We start from the raw sequence: 15,443 nt of genomic DNA, 5'->3' as shown, positions 1-15,443 counted from the left end.
TCGGGGCGGCGTGCGAACTCGTGGGGCGAATAGCCCACTGGGCTATTCGCAAGCGTCCCACTCAAACAGCGCACGCCTTGCATCCCCGAAGCCGGTCCTGCGCGCGGCGTGCCCGAATCGCCCGCCCCACCTTAACCACCCGCGACGCTCGATTGGTGAATATTGGCGCAATCGTCGCCCATGTAGCGCCACCCCTTGTGGGTGGCATGGCGTTTTATAACTACAGCCTCGGTTATCGACGGTTTTGGCAGCCACAAGGGCTGCCGCTACATGAAAGGCGGGTGCGTAGTTGTAGCGACGCCCCGTTTTGTAGCGGCACCCCTTGTGGGTGCCACCAACCGCTGCGATACTACGATACCCCGTATCGTGAGCGATATGCGGCCACGGCGGCGCGGTGCTCGGCCAATTCGGGATCGTGGTCCAGCAGCCCCATGATATCGCCCAGCGAAGCGATGCTGACCACGGGAATGCCATAGGTATTGCTGACATCCTGTACGGCGGAATGAGGGGAGAGGGCGTCGTCGGCGCCGGCGCGCTCCATGCGGTCCAGGGCGATCAATACGGCGGCAGGTTCGGCTCCCGATTGGCGAATAATGTTGACGGATTCACGCACCGATGTACCGGCGGTGATGACGTCATCGATGATGATGACGCGGCCCTGCAGGGGGGCACCCACCAGCACGCCACCTTCGCCGTGGTCTTTGACTTCTTTGCGGTTGAAGGCAAATGGGACATCCTGGCCGGCCATGGCCGGATGCCCGGTCAGCGCGACGGCGGTGGCGGTGGATAGGGGTATGCCTTTGTATGCAGGGCCGAACAGCATGTCGAATTTCAGGCCGGAATCGATCAGGGCTTGTGCATAGAATTTGGCCAGGCGGCCTATCGACAATCCGGTGTTGAACAGGCCGGCATTAAAGAAATACGGACTGAGGCGCCCGGATTTGACCTTGAATTGCCCGAAACGCAAAACGCCTTGCTCTAAAGAAAAGCGCACAAAGTCGCTGCGGTTCTGAGTGGAATCAGCCATGGTTGGATTTGGGGTTAAAAGTATCATTATCGGTGATTCTGACCACACATGCCGTGCGCTGCCCGCAATTTTGCCTCGGGAGTATATTTATTAAACAGATTCTCGTACACTTCGCGCAATGTGGTCGGGGGGATCCGGATCCATTGCGACGTTTTGCGCGTAGGGTTGCAGCGAGCCCTGGCGCGTGACGGATTTTTATCATCTTTTTGTGGGGAATGAGTATGTCAAAAGGCAATTGCCAGATGTGGTCTTCGTACGCGCAAGCGGCCCTTCGCGTGGTCAGCGCTTATGCGTTTATGTTGCATGGCGCCGCAAAGCTTCTGCATGTTCCGCATGTCGCCGGCTATGATAATTTGCAGCTTTTTTCTCTGATCGGCCTGGCCGGCGTAATAGAGCTGGTGTTTGGCGGGTTGTTGTTGATTGGTCTGTTTACCCGTGTTGCCGCCATTATCATGTCGGGCGAAATGGCGGTCGCTTATTTTATGGCTCATGCCAGCCGAGGCAATCCTTTGTTTCCGTTCATGAACGGCGGCGAGGCTGCGGTGTTGTATTGTTTTATATTCCTGTTCCTGGCGGTGGCCGGTGGCGGGGCGTGCAGCATTGACCGGTTGCGCGGCGCTAGGTGGTGATTTTCAGCTACGAAATGTGCTAGTGAATTTTGTAGTGACAGGCCTTGTGCCTGTCATCGATGCAATAACCTGCATCCGGTTTATTGATAAATGGCAGCCACAAGGGCTGCCGCTACACCTGCTGCGGATATGTTTTTGCAGATACCGTTTTAAATGTTCCATTTGATGGGGTCAGTTCAATATGACCGCCAGGTGAATTCCTATGAAAATGCCGGTGTATTTTATTTCGCATGGCGGCGGCCCTTGGCCTTATATGCCCGAGGCGCAGGAGAGCAATGCGCTGCTGGCGGCCAGCTTGCGCGAGATTCCTGCGCAGTTGCCCAGGCACCCCACGGCCGTATTGATGGTATCGGCGCATTGGGAGACCCCAGGCACATTCACTGTGATGGGGCACCCCCATCCGCCTATGGTCTACGATTATTACGGCTTTCCGGCGCATACCTATCAGGTTCATTATTCTGCCGCGGGCATGCCGGCCTTGGCCGACCGGGTGGCGGATTTGCTGCGGGCGGCAAGCTTGCCTGTGGAGATTGACCGCGAGCGCGGTTTCGATCATGGCGCGTTTGCGCCGCTGGTGGTGATGTACCCTGATGCCGACGTTCCCGTCGTGCAACTGTCGATCGACGCGGGCTACGATCCCGCTCTTCATGTGGCGCTGGGCCGAGCGCTGGCGCCGTTGCGCGACGAAGACGTGCTGATTTTGGGCAGCGGATTGAGCTATCACAATCTGCGCAATATGGGCCCGGGCGGCGCCCGTCCATCGGCGCAATTCGATGATTGGCTCCAGCAGGTGCTGGTGCAAGGGTCTTTGGAGCAGCGCGTTGGGCATCTGCAAAACTGGTCGTCGGCGCCGGCGGCGCGCCTGGCGCACCCCCGCGAAGACCATCTGATTCCGCTGATGGTGGCGGTGGGCGCGGCCGAAACCGAGGCAGCTACCTGCGTTTATCATGAGACCCGTGCGTTTGGTTCTATTACGGCGTCCAGTTTCAGGTTTGGGTGATTTCGTTTCGAAATTAGCGGTGTGCTTTGCCGGCTTCGCACGGTGTTATGGCACCCACAAGGGGTGCCGCTACAAACACCTACCCGTGATCATGTAGCGCCACCTCTTGTGGGTGGCAAAATCGTTGATAACCGAGGCGGTGTTTATAAACGCCGATGGCAGCCACAAGGGCTGCCGCTACATTTACATTTTCGCTTGGTTTTCGCGCCGATTCGGAATCCTAACCGAGCTTCTCTTTTAACAGGTCGTTGACTTGCTGCGGATTGGCGCGGCCTTTTGCGGCTTTCATGACTTGACCCACCAGTGAATTGAAGGCTTTTTGCTTGCCGGCCCTGAACTCTTCGACAATGGCCGGGTGCGCGGCCAGTACGGTGTCGATCATCGCGCCTATGGCGCCGCTGTCGTTGATTTGACGCAGGCCGCGTGCTTCGATGATGGCATCGGGGTCGCCTTTTTGCTCGCCCTTCCACATGGCGGAGAATACATCGCGCGCCATATTGTTCGAGATGGTTCCGTCGACGATGCGGGCGATCATGCCCGCCAGCGCGGCGGGGGTAACGGGGCTGTGTGCGAGTGTTATCTCGTCCCGGTTGAGCGCCGCGGAAAGTTCTCCCATGACCCAATTGGCGGCCTGCTTGGCCTGGCTCGCAGGCAGCCTGGAGCAGACCTCTTCGAAGTAGGTGGCTATGGCGCGATCCATCGTCAGTTGCGCGGCATCGTAGTGGGTCAGGCCGAATTCCTGCACAAAACGGGCTCGTTTGTGCGTCGGCAGCTCGGGCATGGCCGAGCGGACCTTTTCGATCCAGTCCGCACCGATAATCAGTGGCGGCAGGTCGGGGTCGGGGAAGTAGCGGTAATCGTCGGCATCTTCCTTGCTGCGCATGGTGCGCGTTTCGTTTTTGTCGGAGTCGTACAGCCGCGTTTCCTGACGCACGCGGCCGCCGTCTTCAATCAGTTCGATTTGCCGCCGGACTTCGTACTGTATGGCCAGCTCCATGAAACGAAAGGAGTTGAGGTTCTTGATTTCGCAGCGGGTGCCGAATTCGGCTTGGCCCTTGGGGCGTACCGATACGTTGGCGTCGCAGCGAAACGAACCCTCTTGCATATTGCCGTCGCTAATCCCCAGCCAGACAACCAGGCCGTGCAGCGTGCGCGCATAGGCCACCGCTTCGGCGGCCGAGCGCATTTCCGGCTCGGTCACGATTTCCAGTAGCGGCGTGCCGGCCCGATTCAGATCGATCCCTGTGGACGATTCGCCGTGCGGGCCGGTGAAGTTTTCGTGCAGCGACTTGCCGGCGTCTTCTTCAAGATGAGCCCGGGTCAGGTTGATGGTTTTTTCCTGATCACCCACGAAAAAGCTAAGCGAGCCGCCCAGTACTACGGGAATCTCGTATTGGCTGATCTGATAGTTTTTGGGCAGGTCGGGGTAAAAGTAGTTTTTGCGCGCAAAGATTGAGCGCGGGGCGATTTGGGCACCCACGGCCAGCCCGAACTGGATCGCGCGTTCGACGGCGCCGCGATTCAGGACCGGCAGGCTGCCGGGCAGGGCCATGTCGACCTCGTTGGCTTGCGTGTTGGGCGCCGAGCCGAATCGCGTGCTGCTGTTGGAGAAAATTTTCGATTCGGTGGAGAGCTGAGTGTGCGTTTCCAGCCCGATGACGATTTCCCATTCCATTATTGCTGTCCCGGTTTGCGTTGATGCCAGTCGGTTGTCTGCTGAAAGCGGTCGGCGATGGCCAGCAGCTGGCCTTCGCTGAAATAGTTGCCGATAATTTGCAGCCCTATGGGCAGGTCGCGCGCAGTGCCGCCCAGGCCGCAGGGGATCGACATGGCCGGCAAACCTGCCAGGCTGATGCCCAGGGTATAGATATCGGCCAGCCAGTCGGCGGTCGGATTGTCGCGGTTCACGCCTATGGGTTTGGCCACCGTTGGCGTGACCGGGCCCATGATGACGTCGCAGTGCTCGGCGAAGGCCGATTGGAAATCGTTGGCGATCATGCGGCGCACGCGCTGTGCTTGCAGATAGTACGCATCGTAATAGCCGTGCGATAGCACATAGGTGCCTACCATGATGCGGCGCAGCACCTCGGGACCGAAGCCTTCGCTGCGCGAGCGGCTGGTCATTTCGGCCAAGTCGCCGTATTGCGCCGCGCGGTGGCCGTAGCGCACGCCATCGTAGCGCTGCAGGTTGCTCGACGCTTCGGCGGGGGCGATCACGTAATAGGCGGGAATCGACAGCTCGGTGCGCGGCAGCGAAATGGTCACGCGTTTGGCACCGAGCGATTCGAATACCTGCAGCGCGGCTTCAATCGCCTGGGCTACGTCGCTGGCCAGCCCGGCGTTGAAAAATTCCTTGGGCACGCCTATGCGCAACCCTGCAAGAGGAAGGCTTGTGGTTTGCTGCTGTAGCGCCGTGTTGAAGTCGGCGCGTATGCGTCCCGATGCGTTGGCTACGCCGTCGCAGGTTTCCAGACTGGTGGAGTCGCGCTCATCGAAGCCGCTCATGACATCGAGCAATTCGAGCAGGTCTTTGGCGTGACGTGCGATGGGGCCTGCCTGATCGAGGCTGGAGCCGAACGCCACCATGCCAAAGCGCGAGACCGTGCCGTAGGTGGGCTTTATGCCGCTCACGCCGCATAAAGCGGCCGGTTGGCGCACCGAGCCGCCGGTATCGGTGCCGGTAGCGGCGGCTACGAGGCCAGCGGCGACCGCCGCCGCCGAGCCGCCCGACGACCCGCCAGGCACGAAATTGGGGTTCCAGGGATTTTTTACCGGCCCGAAGGCCGAGTTTTCATTGCCCGAGCCCATGGCGAACTCGTCGCAATTGAGCTTGCCTATCGATACCGCGCCGGCCTGCATCAGGCGGTGAACCACCGCGGCATCGTAGGGGCTGGTGTAATCGGCCAGCATTTTGCTGGCGGCGGTGGTGCGCCAGCCCTGAGTGACAAAGACATCTTTGTGCGCTATCGGTATGCCGCAAAGCGGTGGGGCGTTGCCCGCAGCCAGCATCGCGTCGGCGGCGCGGGCTTGGCCGAGCGTGAGTTCGGGGTCGATATGCAGGAAGGCGTTCAGCGAGCTGGCCTGGGCCGCCGCCAGGGCGCTGTTGGCCAGATCGATAGCCGTGACCTCGCGGGCCTGCAGAGCCGCGCGCAGGGCTTCGATGCTGTCGAATTGGGTGTGTAGTGGGTTTGTCTTGGGCATAAGTTACTCGATGACCGTGGGAACGACGAACAAGCCATCGACTTCGGCCGGGGAGTTGGCCATCAGGGCCTGGCGTTCGGCCAGCGAGTGGGTGGGTGCGGCCGCATCGGGCCGCAGGCGCAGCGCAATGTCCTGGTGCGCCGACAGGGGGTGCGCCATGGGCTCGATACCGTGGGTGTCGACCGCCTGCAACTGTTCGATCAACCCCATAATGCCGTTGAGTTCGGTAATCGCGCGATGGCTGGCCTGATCAGAAAGTTCGATACGGGCGAGCCGCGCGATGCGCGCCACGTCCTGGTCGGTAATAGCCATGTCAGTGTCTTGATTTGTGAGTGTAGGGCCTGTCGGCACCCATTTCAGGCTGCATGGCAGGCAAATTTAGGCGCAAGACCACCGCGTTACAAAAGTTAACGGATGGCTTATTGGCCCTTAACAAAGGTAAATTATAAGTTATCATTGTCGGTTTAATCGTTAGCCAGTTTTCTGCGCGTCTTTTGTGGCCCCGCCGGGTGCACGGAAATGGCTCGCGCCGGTCAACGAATTCCCCCTCAATTTTGATTTAGCTGAGCGTCCATGTTCGGATTTCTACGTAGTTACTTCTCTAGCGATATGGCGATCGATCTCGGTACCGCCAATACGCTGATTTATGTCCGCGGCAAAGGGATTGTGCTCGATGAGCCTTCCGTGGTCGCCATACGCCACGAAGGCGGTCCCAACGGCAAAAAAATCATCCAGGCGGTAGGCCGCGAGGCCAAGCGAATGCTGGGGCGCGTACCTGGCAATATTGAAGCCATACGGCCCATGAAAGACGGTGTCATCGCCGACTTTACCGTTACCGAGCAAATGCTCAAGCAGTTCATCCGCATGGTGCACCCCAGCAGCATGTTTGCCCCCAGCCCGCGCATTATCGTTTGCGTCCCCTGCGGCTCGACGCAGGTCGAGCGGCGCGCCATACGCGAGTCGGCGCTGGGCGCGGGCGCCAGTCAGGTCTACCTGATCGAAGAGCCCATGGCCGCTGCCATAGGCGCCGGTCTGAGCGTTTCCGAGGCCAGTGGCTCGATGGTGGTGGATATCGGCGGGGGCACGACCGAAGTGGCTGTCATTTCGCTGGGCGGCATGGTTTACAAGGGCTCGGTGCGCGTGGGCGGCGACAAGTTCGACGAGGCCATCATCAATTACATACGGCGCAACTACGGTATGTTGATTGGCGAGCCCACCGCCGAATTAATAAAGAAAGAGGTTGGATCCGCCTTTCCGGGATCTGAAATACGCGAAATCGAAGTGAAAGGGCGTAATCTTTCCGAAGGCGTGCCGCGCAGCTTTACGGTATCGTCCAACGAAATTCTCGAATCGCTCACCGACCCGCTCAACCAGATCGTGTCGGCGGTCAAGACGGCGCTCGAGCAAACTCCTCCCGAGCTTGGGTCCGATATTACCGACAAGGGCATTTCGCTGACGGGTGGCGGCGCCCTGCTGCGTGATCTGGACCGCCTTCTGCAAGAAGAAACCGGCTTGCCCGTTGTGGTGGCCGAAGATCCGCTGACGTGCGTGGTGCGTGGCTGCGGCGAAGCCCTTGAGCACCTGGAGCGCCTGGGCACGGTATTTATCTACGACTAATTCAGTTCTGGTTCGGATACCCCCAGGAGTGTGCCGAGCAGATTAAGGCGCAAGTACGAAGTCATGCAAGAAAATCGGACACTCACGCTGTTCAGGCATGGACCGACCGCCGAGTTCCGGCTCTTTGTTCTGGTTGTACTGGCTTTGTCTCTACTGATCGTCGATGCGCGCTGGCGCGTACTGGACCCGGCTCGTCAGGCGATATCCGTTGTCCTGTATCCTTTTCAGCGTCTGGTGCTGGCGCCTCGGGACGCCGTAGAAACCTTCAACAACTGGGTCGATGCGGCCGCCTTGGCGCGTACAGAAAAGGAAGCTTTACAAAGACAGCGCATCGAGCTGGCGCAGATCGCGACCCATGCGGCCCAGATGTCGGCCGAAAACGAGCAATTGCGCCGCTTGCTGAATGTAGCCGATACGGTCTCGCAGCCCTCGGTGGCCGTCGAAGTGCTATATGAACCACCCAATGCGTTTACGCATCATCTTATTTTCAATAAAGGCACTTCCGACGGAATCCGCGCCGGAATGCCAGTGATCGACGAGGGCGGCGTGGTTGGACAGGTGGTGCGTGTTACGCCCTTTACGTCCGAGGCGGCGCTGCTGACCGACGACAAGGTGTCCATTCCCGTGCAGGTCCTGCGCAATGGCCTGCGCCTGATTGTTTTTGGCGGTAGCCTGAGCGGCAAGGTCGAAGTGCGCTATCTCACAGCCAATGCGGACATCAAACGCGGCGATACGCTGATCACCAGTGGTATTGGCGGCTTGTTTCCGGCCGGCTTGTCGGTCGCCAAAATCGACTCGGTAGAACGCGATTCCGCCACCGGGTTTGCGCGAGCCATAGCAAGTCCTCTTTCTCATCCCGAACGTTATCGCCATTTCCTGGTGTTGCGTGTCGATGTTTCCAAGCCAGAAGTTCACCCGGAGGCTCAATCCAATGGTTCGCAAGCCGGACACTAAGGCGGTGCGAACAGGGGTTCACGGGCGTACTTCTTTATTGAGTTCCCTGCAACCTGTTGATTCGGCGCCGTTCAAACAAGCTGCACATCCCGTGTTCGTATGGACGACGGTGCTGCTGGTGTGGTTGATCTCTTTTTTGCCATGGCGCCTGTGGCAGCCTGCGCCCGATATACTTTTGCTGGTGATCGCTTTCTGGTGTCTGAACGAGCCGCAAAGAGTGTCGATGTTGACGGCGTTCATATTCGGCCTGTTTATGGACGTGCACGATGCCGGTTTGCTCGGCGAGAAGGCGCTTGCCTATACCTTGGTTGCCTACGGCACGATTATCCTGGCGCGCCGGTTGCAGCGTTTCGGTGCGGTCATACAGGCCATACATCTGCTGCCTGTCTTTGTCTTGTCCGAGGCGGCATCGCGTATTATTCATGCGTGGCTGGCTGGCGAATGGGCGGGCTGGCAGTGGCTTTGGTCGGCTTTGTTTACGGTGGCACTTTGGCCTGTAGCCGATGCGCTCCTGCATATGCCGCAACGGCGTCTGAATGAAACCGACCCCGGCTCAGCGTAGTCGGCGAGAGGCACAGGCCATTTTATGTTCGAGTTCAAAAAAACGTCGCATCTGCAGAAACGGCGCATAGTCTTTCGGATTTGGGTTGCGGGTATTTTTGCGTTGCTGTGTTTTGGCGGCCTGCTTGGCCGCCTATGGTTCCTGCAGGTGGATCGCTATGAGGGTCTGGCTGCCCGCGCCAACCAGAATCGTATAGCGGTGGTGCCCATACCGCCGCGCCGCGGCGAAATCGTCGATCGCCGTGGAGTCGTACTGGCGCGCAACTATCGCGATTACACCCTGGATGTGGTGCCGGCCCACGTTGCGGACATGAAAAAAATGCTCGATGAGTTGGGGCAGCTGGTTTATATCAGCCCGCTTGATCGGCGCCGTTTCAAGCAGCGGATGGGGCAAACGGGGCGCTATGCCCATGTGTTGTTGCGCAATAATCTCAATGATACCGAAGCGGCCTGGTTTTCAGCGCATGCCTACGAATTCCCGGGCGTTTCCCTGCGGGCGCGCTGGGTGCGTGAATACCCGCAAGGGGCGTCGGCTGCCCATGTGCTGGGGTTTGTTGGGCGCATCTCCGAGTCCGATCTGGCCAAGCTCGATGATGAAGGGCGCGCGGGCAATTATCGCGGCACTGATGTCATTGGCAAAAAAGGTATTGAAAAAACCTGGGAAGATGCGCTCCATGGCCACACCGGCCTTGAAGAGGTCGAAGTGACGGCGGGCGGGCGGCCCGTGAGGGTGTTGCGCCGCGTCGATCCGGTGCCGGGGTCGAATCTGGTCTTGTCGCTGGATATTGGTCTGCAGAAAGAGGCCGAAAAACTGTTTGAGGGTAAACGCGGCGCGCTGGTTGCGATCGACCCCAAAACCGGCGATGTTCTGGCGTTTGTCTCGTCTCCATCATTTGATCCTAATCTGTTCATCGATGGCATCGATGTGGAAAACTGGCGCCGCCTGAACGATTCGCCCGACCATCCGCTGGTCGATCGCGCGCTTTACGGCACCTATCCTATTGGTTCGACCTACAAGCCCTTTGTCGCGCTTGCCGCTCTCGAGCTGGGCAAGCGCAGCGCGACGCAGATTATTCCCGATCCGGGGTATTTCGAGTTTGCCGGGCAGAAATACCGCAATGCGGCGGGTGCTGTGTTCGGGCCGACCGATATGCATCGCGCCCTGGTGGTGTCTTCCGATACTTATTTCTTTTCGCTTGGGCCGGTAATCGGCGTCGATGCGCTGCACGATTTCACCAAGCAGTTCGGCTTCGGCCAATTGACGGGCATAGACCTGGACGGCGAGCGGCGCGGCGTGCTTCCCTCTACGGAATGGAAGCGCCATGCGTTCAAGAAACCTTCGCAGCAGCACTGGTTTACAGGCGAGTCGGTTTCGGTCGCGGTCGGCCAGGGCTATAACGCGTTTACCATACTGCAGTTGGCACAGGCTACTTCGGTGCTGGCCAATAATGGCGTGTATATGAAGCCGCACTTGGTGAGCCTGGTCGAAAATCCACAGACCGGCAAGTCGACTCCGATTGTGACCAAGCCTTCCTATACCATCCCTTTGAAGCCGGAAAACCTTAAAGTGGTGAAAGACGCCCTGGTCGATGTCATTCGGTACGGCACCGCGCGCCGGGCGTTTATCGGCGCCAAATATCAGGCGGCCGGCAAGACCGGCACGGCCCAGCTATACAGCCTGAAGGGGGCCAAATATCATGCAGGTTCAGTCAACGAGCGTTTGCGTGACCATGCCTTGTTCATGGCCTATGCGCCGGCGGAAGATCCGCGCATTGCGGTGGCCCTGATCGTTGAAAACGGAGGGTGGGGTGCGTCGGTTGCTGCGCCCATTGCGCGTCAGGTGTTCGATTACTGGCTGTCGCCCGATCGTCACGAAAATGAGAATTACGTCACCGTTCCTGCATCGCTCAAGGATGATCTGCCTCATGCACCGAGCGGAGCAGCCGGAGCTTCATCGGAGGAGTCGCCCGACGCTGTTGTGCCGCCCGAGGATCGTCCAGACGAAGATGAGGGTCCGGCTGATTCCGCGTTGCCCGACATGCGTCACGGCCCTGATGCTCCCTTGACGCTGACCGATTCGCGCGACGCGAGGCGCCGATGAAACGCATTATTGATTGGGGCATGAAGGCGTTGGCGGCATTCGATTGGCCGCTGCTGGCCATACTGGCGTTAATGATGTTGCTGGGGATGACTGTCATGCAATCGGCGGTGGGTGGCACTGACTGGCGATTTGCCGATCAGTCGCGCAATTTCCTGATCGCATTTTTTGTGATGTGGGCGGTGGCGCTGGTGCCGCCGCCGCAGCTGATGCGGCTGGCTGTGCCCTTCTATATTCTGGGTATTGTGCTTTTGCTTGGGGTGGAGTTTGCCGGCGAAACCAGCAAGGGGGCGACCCGTTGGCTGAACCTTGGTTTTGGCCGCATTCAACCGTCGGAGATGATGAAGATTGCGGTTCCTTTGATGCTGGCCTGGTATTTCCACCGGCATAAGGGCAAAGTGCGTATTCTCGATTTTCTGGCCGCCCTTGTGTTGCTGGCGATTCCGTTTGGGCTGATTGCCAAACAGCCCGATTTGGGCACTGCCTTGTTGGTGTTCACGGCAGGCTTTTGTGTCATTTATCTGGGCGGTTTGTCGTTCAAGCTTTTGGTGCCGTTGATGCTGGTGGGGGTGGTGGGTTTGGGCGCGCTGATCCATTACGAGCCGAAAATATGCCAACCCGATGTCAGTTGGGTGATGCTGCACGATTATCAGAAGCATCGAGTGTGTACTTTGCTGGATCCGACTTCAGACCCTTTGGGCAAGGGGTTTCATACGATCCAGTCGATGATTGCCGTGGGTTCCGGGGGCGTATACGGCAAGGGCTATATGCAGGGTACGCAGTCGCATCTGGATTTCATCCCTGAGCGAACGACGGATTTTATTTTTGCTGTATACGCCGAGGAGTTCGGGCTCTACGGTGGGGTTATGTTGCTGGTGCTTTATGCCTTGCTGATTACGCGGGGCCTGTCGATTGCGGCGCGTGCGCGAAGTCAATTCGGCCGGCTTATGGCAGGCTCCATGTCTATGATGTTTTTCGTTTATGTGTTTGTGAATATCGGGATGGTGACGGGCGTGTTGCCGGTGGTGGGTGTGCCGTTGCCGTTCATGAGCTACGGCGGGACGGCGCTCATGACTCTGGGTATTGCCAGCGGGATATTGATGAGCATCAGTCATTATCGGCCCAAAGATCCGTAGGCCCTGTAGTGCCACCCCTTGTGGGTGGCATTTTTTTGTATCGCGCTACACTATCTAGGCTGGAACCTTCTAGCCCCGCATCGTGGCCGGTTAAGGCGGATCGGGCTCCGACGGTCACGGTCATGGCTGCGCCATGACTTCCCGCGCGCAGGACCGGCTTCGGGGCGGCGTGCGAACTCGTGGGGCGAATAGCCCACTGGGCTATTCGCAATCGTCCCACTCAAACAGCGCACGCCTTGCATCCCCGAAGCCGGCCCTGCGCGCGGCGTGACCGAATCGCCCGCCCCGCCTTAACCGCCCACGACGCTCGTGTGATGGATGTTTGGAGGATCGTCGATAATTTTGATTGGCGTAACCGTCGGTGAATTTAACTGGCGCGACCGTCGTTAATGTAGCGCCACCCCTTGTGGGTGGCATGGCGTTCTAAAGATACCGCCTCGACTCTCAACGATTTTGGCAGCCACAAGGGCTGCCACTACATCATTCACGGCTACGTTTTTGTTCGCCGCTACATGTTCAGCGACTACAAACGATGCCGTTACTGCGTATTCTTGCGGGCGCCTTCAATTATTTCTTTTATGCTGCACAAAAGCTTCTTCACCGGGGCGGGGAGGGCCGTGCCGGGCAGGTCTTCGATGGCGACCCAGGCCTGTTCGGGGCTGGGCTCGGACACACGAGTGGGGGGGCAGTGCAGGTACCAGGGTTCTATATGCAGCTTGAAATGTGAAAAAACGTGCTGCAGCGCGGCCATTTTTTGGCCGTGCTCAATATTTACGCCCAGGTTTAGACAGGCGTCGGCCAGGCCGTTTTGGTCTTCGTATTGCGGCAGGCTCCATAAGCCTCCCCATATGCCGCGGGAGGGGCGTTGTTCCAGCAGAATTTTTCCCTCTTGTTCCAGGATCAGCATTTTGCATTGGCGTTCGCTATTTGTTTTTCTTGGCTTTGGCGTGGGCAGTTCATGTTGCCGTGATTCGAGCCGTGCGTAGCACCGGGTATTGAGCGGACATTGCTCGCAGGTTGGGCGGCCGCGGGTGCAGCGGCTTGACCCAAGGTCCATCAGGCCTTGCGTATAGGCGGTCATGTCCAGTTTGGGGTCGGCGGCATCGAGCACGGCCTGGGCGTAATTCCATAGCTCGATTTCGACGGCGCGCGAGGCGGGATTGCCGTAGACGCCAAAGTAGCGCGTGAACACGCGCTTGACGTTGCCGTCCATGATGGGCTGGCGTTCGCCGTAGGCGAAGGCGGCGATGGCCGCTGCCGTTGAACGCCCTATGCCTGGAAGCTGCATGAGGTCGTCGACTTTGCGCGGAAAGTGGCCGCCCCATTGTTCGGCCACTTGTTGCGCGCAGCGGTGCAGGTTGCGGGCCCGGGCGTAGTAGCCCAGGCCCGCCCAATAGGGCATCACTTCGTCCTGTGTGGCGCGGGCCAGGGCCTGCAGCGTAGGAAAGCGCGCCAGGAATCGCTGGTAGTAGCCGATGACGGTGCCGACCTGGGTTTGCTGCAGCATGATTTCCGATAGCCATATTGGGTAAGGATCACGGCTTGCCTGCCAAGGCAGGCCGTGGCGGCCGGCCTGTTTTTGCCAATGAACGATAGTCGCGGCAAAATCTTCGGTAGCGGGGCGGGCGTTGGCCGGCATTAGAAACGCGTGCTGCGGGTGACGGACCAGCGTGCCGAAAGCGCTCCCAGTATGGCTACTAAAACAACAGCCAGCGCCAGGCTCAGGCTGTCGGGCAGGTGCAGGGATACGCTGGCGCCGTAGCTTTGCGCCAGACGGGCCAGCGCTGCATTAAGCGGAATCAGGGCCAGGGCGCAAAGCAGTATGGCGAGCAGGCTGGCCAGCACTCCGGTCAGGGCGCCCAGATACAGGAAAGGCCGTCTTACAAAGGATTCGGTTGCACCTACCAGCCGCGCGACCCCGATTTCTTCACGCTGGGTCAGCGCCTGCATGCGCACGGTATTGAACACGGTGGACAGGACGACCAGCGCCACGCCTATCGCAAGCAGGCCCAGGCCGATACGTCCAAATTGAAGCAGGGCTTCCAGTCGTTGTACCCAGGCACTGTCGAGCTGCACGGCATCGACTTGCGGCCATTGGCGCCATTCTTGTGCGAGCGAGTTTGCATGCTGAGCCAGGTCGACGCCGTTTTTAAGGGTAACAATGATGGCGTCAGGCAAAGGATTGTCGGGCAGGACCGCCAGGGCATCGGCCCAGGTGGGATTGGCCTTCAGGGTTTGCAGGGCTTTCTGGCGCGGCACCAGGCGCACGGCGCCCACATCGCGGCTGTATTCAGTCTGCAGGCGATCCAGTATTTTTTTGCTGGCATCAGCCGGGGTCTTGAGCTTGAGGAAAAGCGTGATTTCGGGCGACACCGAAACTTGCCGGGCCAGCGGCTGCGCCGAAACCAGTGCAGAGGCGCCGATGATGGGCAGGGTGAGGGTCAGTGCGATGACCAGCAGGTTCGAGAGCGACGAAAAGGGTTGCTGCAACAGGCGGCGGATGGCCACCCGCAATGCGTAGCGGTGTTGCCGAAGCCAGCGGTTCACGGTTGTACCCCCCGCAGGTCGGAAAACTTGCCCTGATCAATGCGCAGCGTGCGCGTCGCGTATGAGGCCATCAGCGAGCGGTCATGCGAGGCAATCAGGGTGGTGACCCCGACACGGTTGAAATCGCGAAATACCTCCATAATGCGGCGCGCGCTCTCCTGGTCGAGGTTGGCGGTAGGTTCGTCAACGATAAGGATGGCGGGGCGGTTGACAATGGCGCGGGCGATGGCCAGGCGCTGTTGCTCGCCGCCCGACATTTCAATGGGGTTGAGGTCTTCCTTGCCCGACAGGCCGACCTTTTCCATGGCCGCGCGGGCGCGCGTCGCGGCCAGGCTGTTTTCCAGGCCGGCCACGGTAAGCGGCAGCAGGACGTTGTTGATGGCGTTGCGGTCGTACAGCAGATGAGTGTCCTGCAAAATGATGCCGACGGCGCGGCGTAAGTAAGGCCGCGCGCGCGTCGGCATTTTATCGACGCGGTGGCCGTTGACGTGCACCGAGCCCCGGCTGGGAGGTTCGAGCCCGCCTATGAGTTTGAGCAGGGTTGACTTGCCCGCTCCGGACGGCCCCGATACAAACACGAACTCGCCCGGCTCCACGCGGAAGTTGAGATCGGCCAGGATATTGCGGCCACGTCCGTAGGACTTGAATACGTGCTGGAATTCAATCATGGTGA

14 protein-coding genes are annotated in these 15,443 nt (G+C 59.4%); 7 read left to right on the top strand and 7 right to left on the bottom strand.

Annotated features, from left to right (window positions below):
* Positions 1-349 precede the first annotated feature (349 nt).
* Complete coding sequence (gene pyrE / locus EDC26_RS19190; RefSeq protein WP_132586016.1) at positions 350-1,027, bottom strand: orotate phosphoribosyltransferase; 678 nt, start codon at positions 1,025-1,027, stop codon at positions 350-352.
* A gap of 221 nt (positions 1,028-1,248) precedes the next feature.
* Between pyrE and EDC26_RS19185 the strand changes: the two genes are divergently transcribed.
* Entirely contained in the window at positions 1,249-1,656 is a 408-nt protein-coding gene (locus EDC26_RS19185; protein WP_425012934.1) for a DoxX family protein, read from the top strand.
* Between the two features lie 202 nt (positions 1,657-1,858).
* A complete protein-coding gene (locus EDC26_RS19180) occupies positions 1,859-2,656 on the top strand; it encodes a DODA-type extradiol aromatic ring-opening family dioxygenase (RefSeq protein WP_132586010.1) in 798 nt (265 codons plus the stop codon).
* A gap of 220 nt (positions 2,657-2,876) precedes the next feature.
* Here EDC26_RS19180 and gatB read toward each other — a convergent pair whose 3' ends face one another.
* Genes gatB through gatC form a run of 3 tightly spaced genes read right to left on the bottom strand, consistent with a single transcriptional unit; the run spans position 2,877 to position 6,169 of the window.
* Entirely contained in the window at positions 2,877-4,331 is a 1,455-nt protein-coding gene (gene gatB / locus EDC26_RS19175) for an Asp-tRNA(Asn)/Glu-tRNA(Gln) amidotransferase subunit GatB (protein WP_132586007.1), read from the bottom strand.
* Positions 4,331-5,857 (bottom strand): Asp-tRNA(Asn)/Glu-tRNA(Gln) amidotransferase subunit GatA, encoded by a 1,527-nt coding sequence (gatA, locus tag EDC26_RS19170; RefSeq protein WP_132586004.1) that lies wholly within the window; start codon positions 5,855-5,857, stop codon positions 4,331-4,333. The genes gatB and gatA overlap by 1 nt, the downstream gene beginning before the upstream one ends.
* A gap of 3 nt (positions 5,858-5,860) precedes the next feature.
* A complete protein-coding gene (gene gatC, locus EDC26_RS19165) occupies positions 5,861-6,169 on the bottom strand; it encodes an Asp-tRNA(Asn)/Glu-tRNA(Gln) amidotransferase subunit GatC (RefSeq protein WP_132586001.1) in 309 nt (102 codons plus the stop codon).
* A 261-nt stretch (positions 6,170-6,430) separates the two neighbouring features.
* Here gatC and EDC26_RS19160 point away from each other — a divergent pair, with 261 nt between their 5' ends.
* The 5 genes from EDC26_RS19160 (at position 6,431) to rodA (ending at position 12,223) form a co-directional block, all read left to right on the top strand.
* Positions 6,431-7,474 (top strand): rod shape-determining protein, encoded by a 1,044-nt coding sequence (locus tag EDC26_RS19160; protein ID WP_132585998.1) that lies wholly within the window; start codon positions 6,431-6,433, stop codon positions 7,472-7,474.
* A gap of 63 nt (positions 7,475-7,537) precedes the next feature.
* The gene (mreC, locus tag EDC26_RS19155) at positions 7,538-8,428 is read left to right on the top strand and encodes a rod shape-determining protein MreC (protein ID WP_132585994.1); all 891 of its coding nucleotides are present in this window, start codon (positions 7,538-7,540) and stop codon (positions 8,426-8,428) included.
* Positions 8,406-8,990, top strand: coding sequence for a rod shape-determining protein MreD (mreD, locus tag EDC26_RS19150; protein ID WP_132585991.1), 585 nt, complete (start codon positions 8,406-8,408; stop codon positions 8,988-8,990). The genes mreC and mreD overlap by 23 nt, the downstream gene beginning before the upstream one ends.
* A gap of 24 nt (positions 8,991-9,014) precedes the next feature.
* On the top strand, positions 9,015-11,090 hold the full coding sequence (mrdA, locus tag EDC26_RS19145) for a penicillin-binding protein 2 (protein ID WP_132585988.1): 2,076 nt from the start codon (positions 9,015-9,017) through the stop codon (positions 11,088-11,090).
* Positions 11,087-12,223 (top strand): rod shape-determining protein RodA, encoded by a 1,137-nt coding sequence (gene rodA, locus EDC26_RS19140; RefSeq protein WP_132585985.1) that lies wholly within the window; start codon positions 11,087-11,089, stop codon positions 12,221-12,223. The genes mrdA and rodA overlap by 4 nt, the downstream gene beginning before the upstream one ends.
* 538 nt (positions 12,224-12,761) lie before the next feature.
* Here the strand turns inward: rodA and mutY are convergent.
* Genes mutY through EDC26_RS19125 form a run of 3 tightly spaced genes read right to left on the bottom strand, consistent with a single transcriptional unit; the run spans position 12,762 to position 15,438 of the window.
* Positions 12,762-13,862 carry an A/G-specific adenine glycosylase gene (gene mutY / locus EDC26_RS19135; protein WP_132585982.1) on the bottom strand — a complete coding sequence of 367 codons (1,101 nt, stop codon included), beginning with the start codon at positions 13,860-13,862 and terminating at the stop codon, positions 12,762-12,764.
* Entirely contained in the window at positions 13,862-14,770 is a 909-nt protein-coding gene (locus EDC26_RS19130; RefSeq protein ID WP_132585979.1) for a cell division protein FtsX, read from the bottom strand. The genes mutY and EDC26_RS19130 overlap by 1 nt, the downstream gene beginning before the upstream one ends.
* A complete protein-coding gene (locus EDC26_RS19125) occupies positions 14,767-15,438 on the bottom strand; it encodes a cell division ATP-binding protein FtsE (protein WP_132586025.1) in 672 nt (223 codons plus the stop codon). The genes EDC26_RS19130 and EDC26_RS19125 overlap by 4 nt, the downstream gene beginning before the upstream one ends.
* Positions 15,439-15,443: the final 5 nt, after the last annotated feature.

It is taken from the genome of Paralcaligenes ureilyticus (assembly GCF_004346225.1).
GTDB lineage: Bacteria > Pseudomonadota > Gammaproteobacteria > Burkholderiales > Burkholderiaceae_B > Paralcaligenes > Paralcaligenes ureilyticus.
This window is presented reverse-complemented; position numbering and strand designations above follow the sequence as displayed.

Excerpts from the sequence above, each read along its gene's own strand:
- pyrE (WP_132586016.1), bottom strand. The coding sequence starts at position 1,027 with ATGGCTGATTCCACTCAGAACCGCAGCGACTTTGTGCGCTTTTCTTTA.
- EDC26_RS19185 (WP_425012934.1), top strand. The coding sequence starts at position 1,249 with ATGTCAAAAGGCAATTGCCAGATGTGGTCTTCGTACGCGCAAGCGGCC.
- EDC26_RS19180 (WP_132586010.1), top strand. The coding sequence starts at position 1,859 with ATGAAAATGCCGGTGTATTTTATTTCGCATGGCGGCGGCCCTTGGCCT.
- gatB (WP_132586007.1), bottom strand. The coding sequence starts at position 4,331 with ATGGAATGGGAAATCGTCATCGGGCTGGAAACGCACACTCAGCTCTCC.
- gatA (WP_132586004.1), bottom strand. The coding sequence starts at position 5,857 with ATGCCCAAGACAAACCCACTACACACCCAATTCGACAGCATCGAAGCC.
- gatC (WP_132586001.1), bottom strand. The coding sequence starts at position 6,169 with ATGGCTATTACCGACCAGGACGTGGCGCGCATCGCGCGGCTCGCCCGT.
- EDC26_RS19160 (WP_132585998.1), top strand. The coding sequence starts at position 6,431 with ATGTTCGGATTTCTACGTAGTTACTTCTCTAGCGATATGGCGATCGAT.
- mreC (WP_132585994.1), top strand. The coding sequence starts at position 7,538 with ATGCAAGAAAATCGGACACTCACGCTGTTCAGGCATGGACCGACCGCC.
- mreD (WP_132585991.1), top strand. The coding sequence starts at position 8,406 with ATGGTTCGCAAGCCGGACACTAAGGCGGTGCGAACAGGGGTTCACGGG.
- mrdA (WP_132585988.1), top strand. The coding sequence starts at position 9,015 with ATGTTCGAGTTCAAAAAAACGTCGCATCTGCAGAAACGGCGCATAGTC.
- rodA (WP_132585985.1), top strand. The coding sequence starts at position 11,087 with ATGAAACGCATTATTGATTGGGGCATGAAGGCGTTGGCGGCATTCGAT.
- mutY (WP_132585982.1), bottom strand. The coding sequence starts at position 13,862 with ATGCCGGCCAACGCCCGCCCCGCTACCGAAGATTTTGCCGCGACTATC.
- EDC26_RS19125 (WP_132586025.1), bottom strand. The coding sequence starts at position 15,438 with ATGATTGAATTCCAGCACGTATTCAAGTCCTACGGACGTGGCCGCAAT.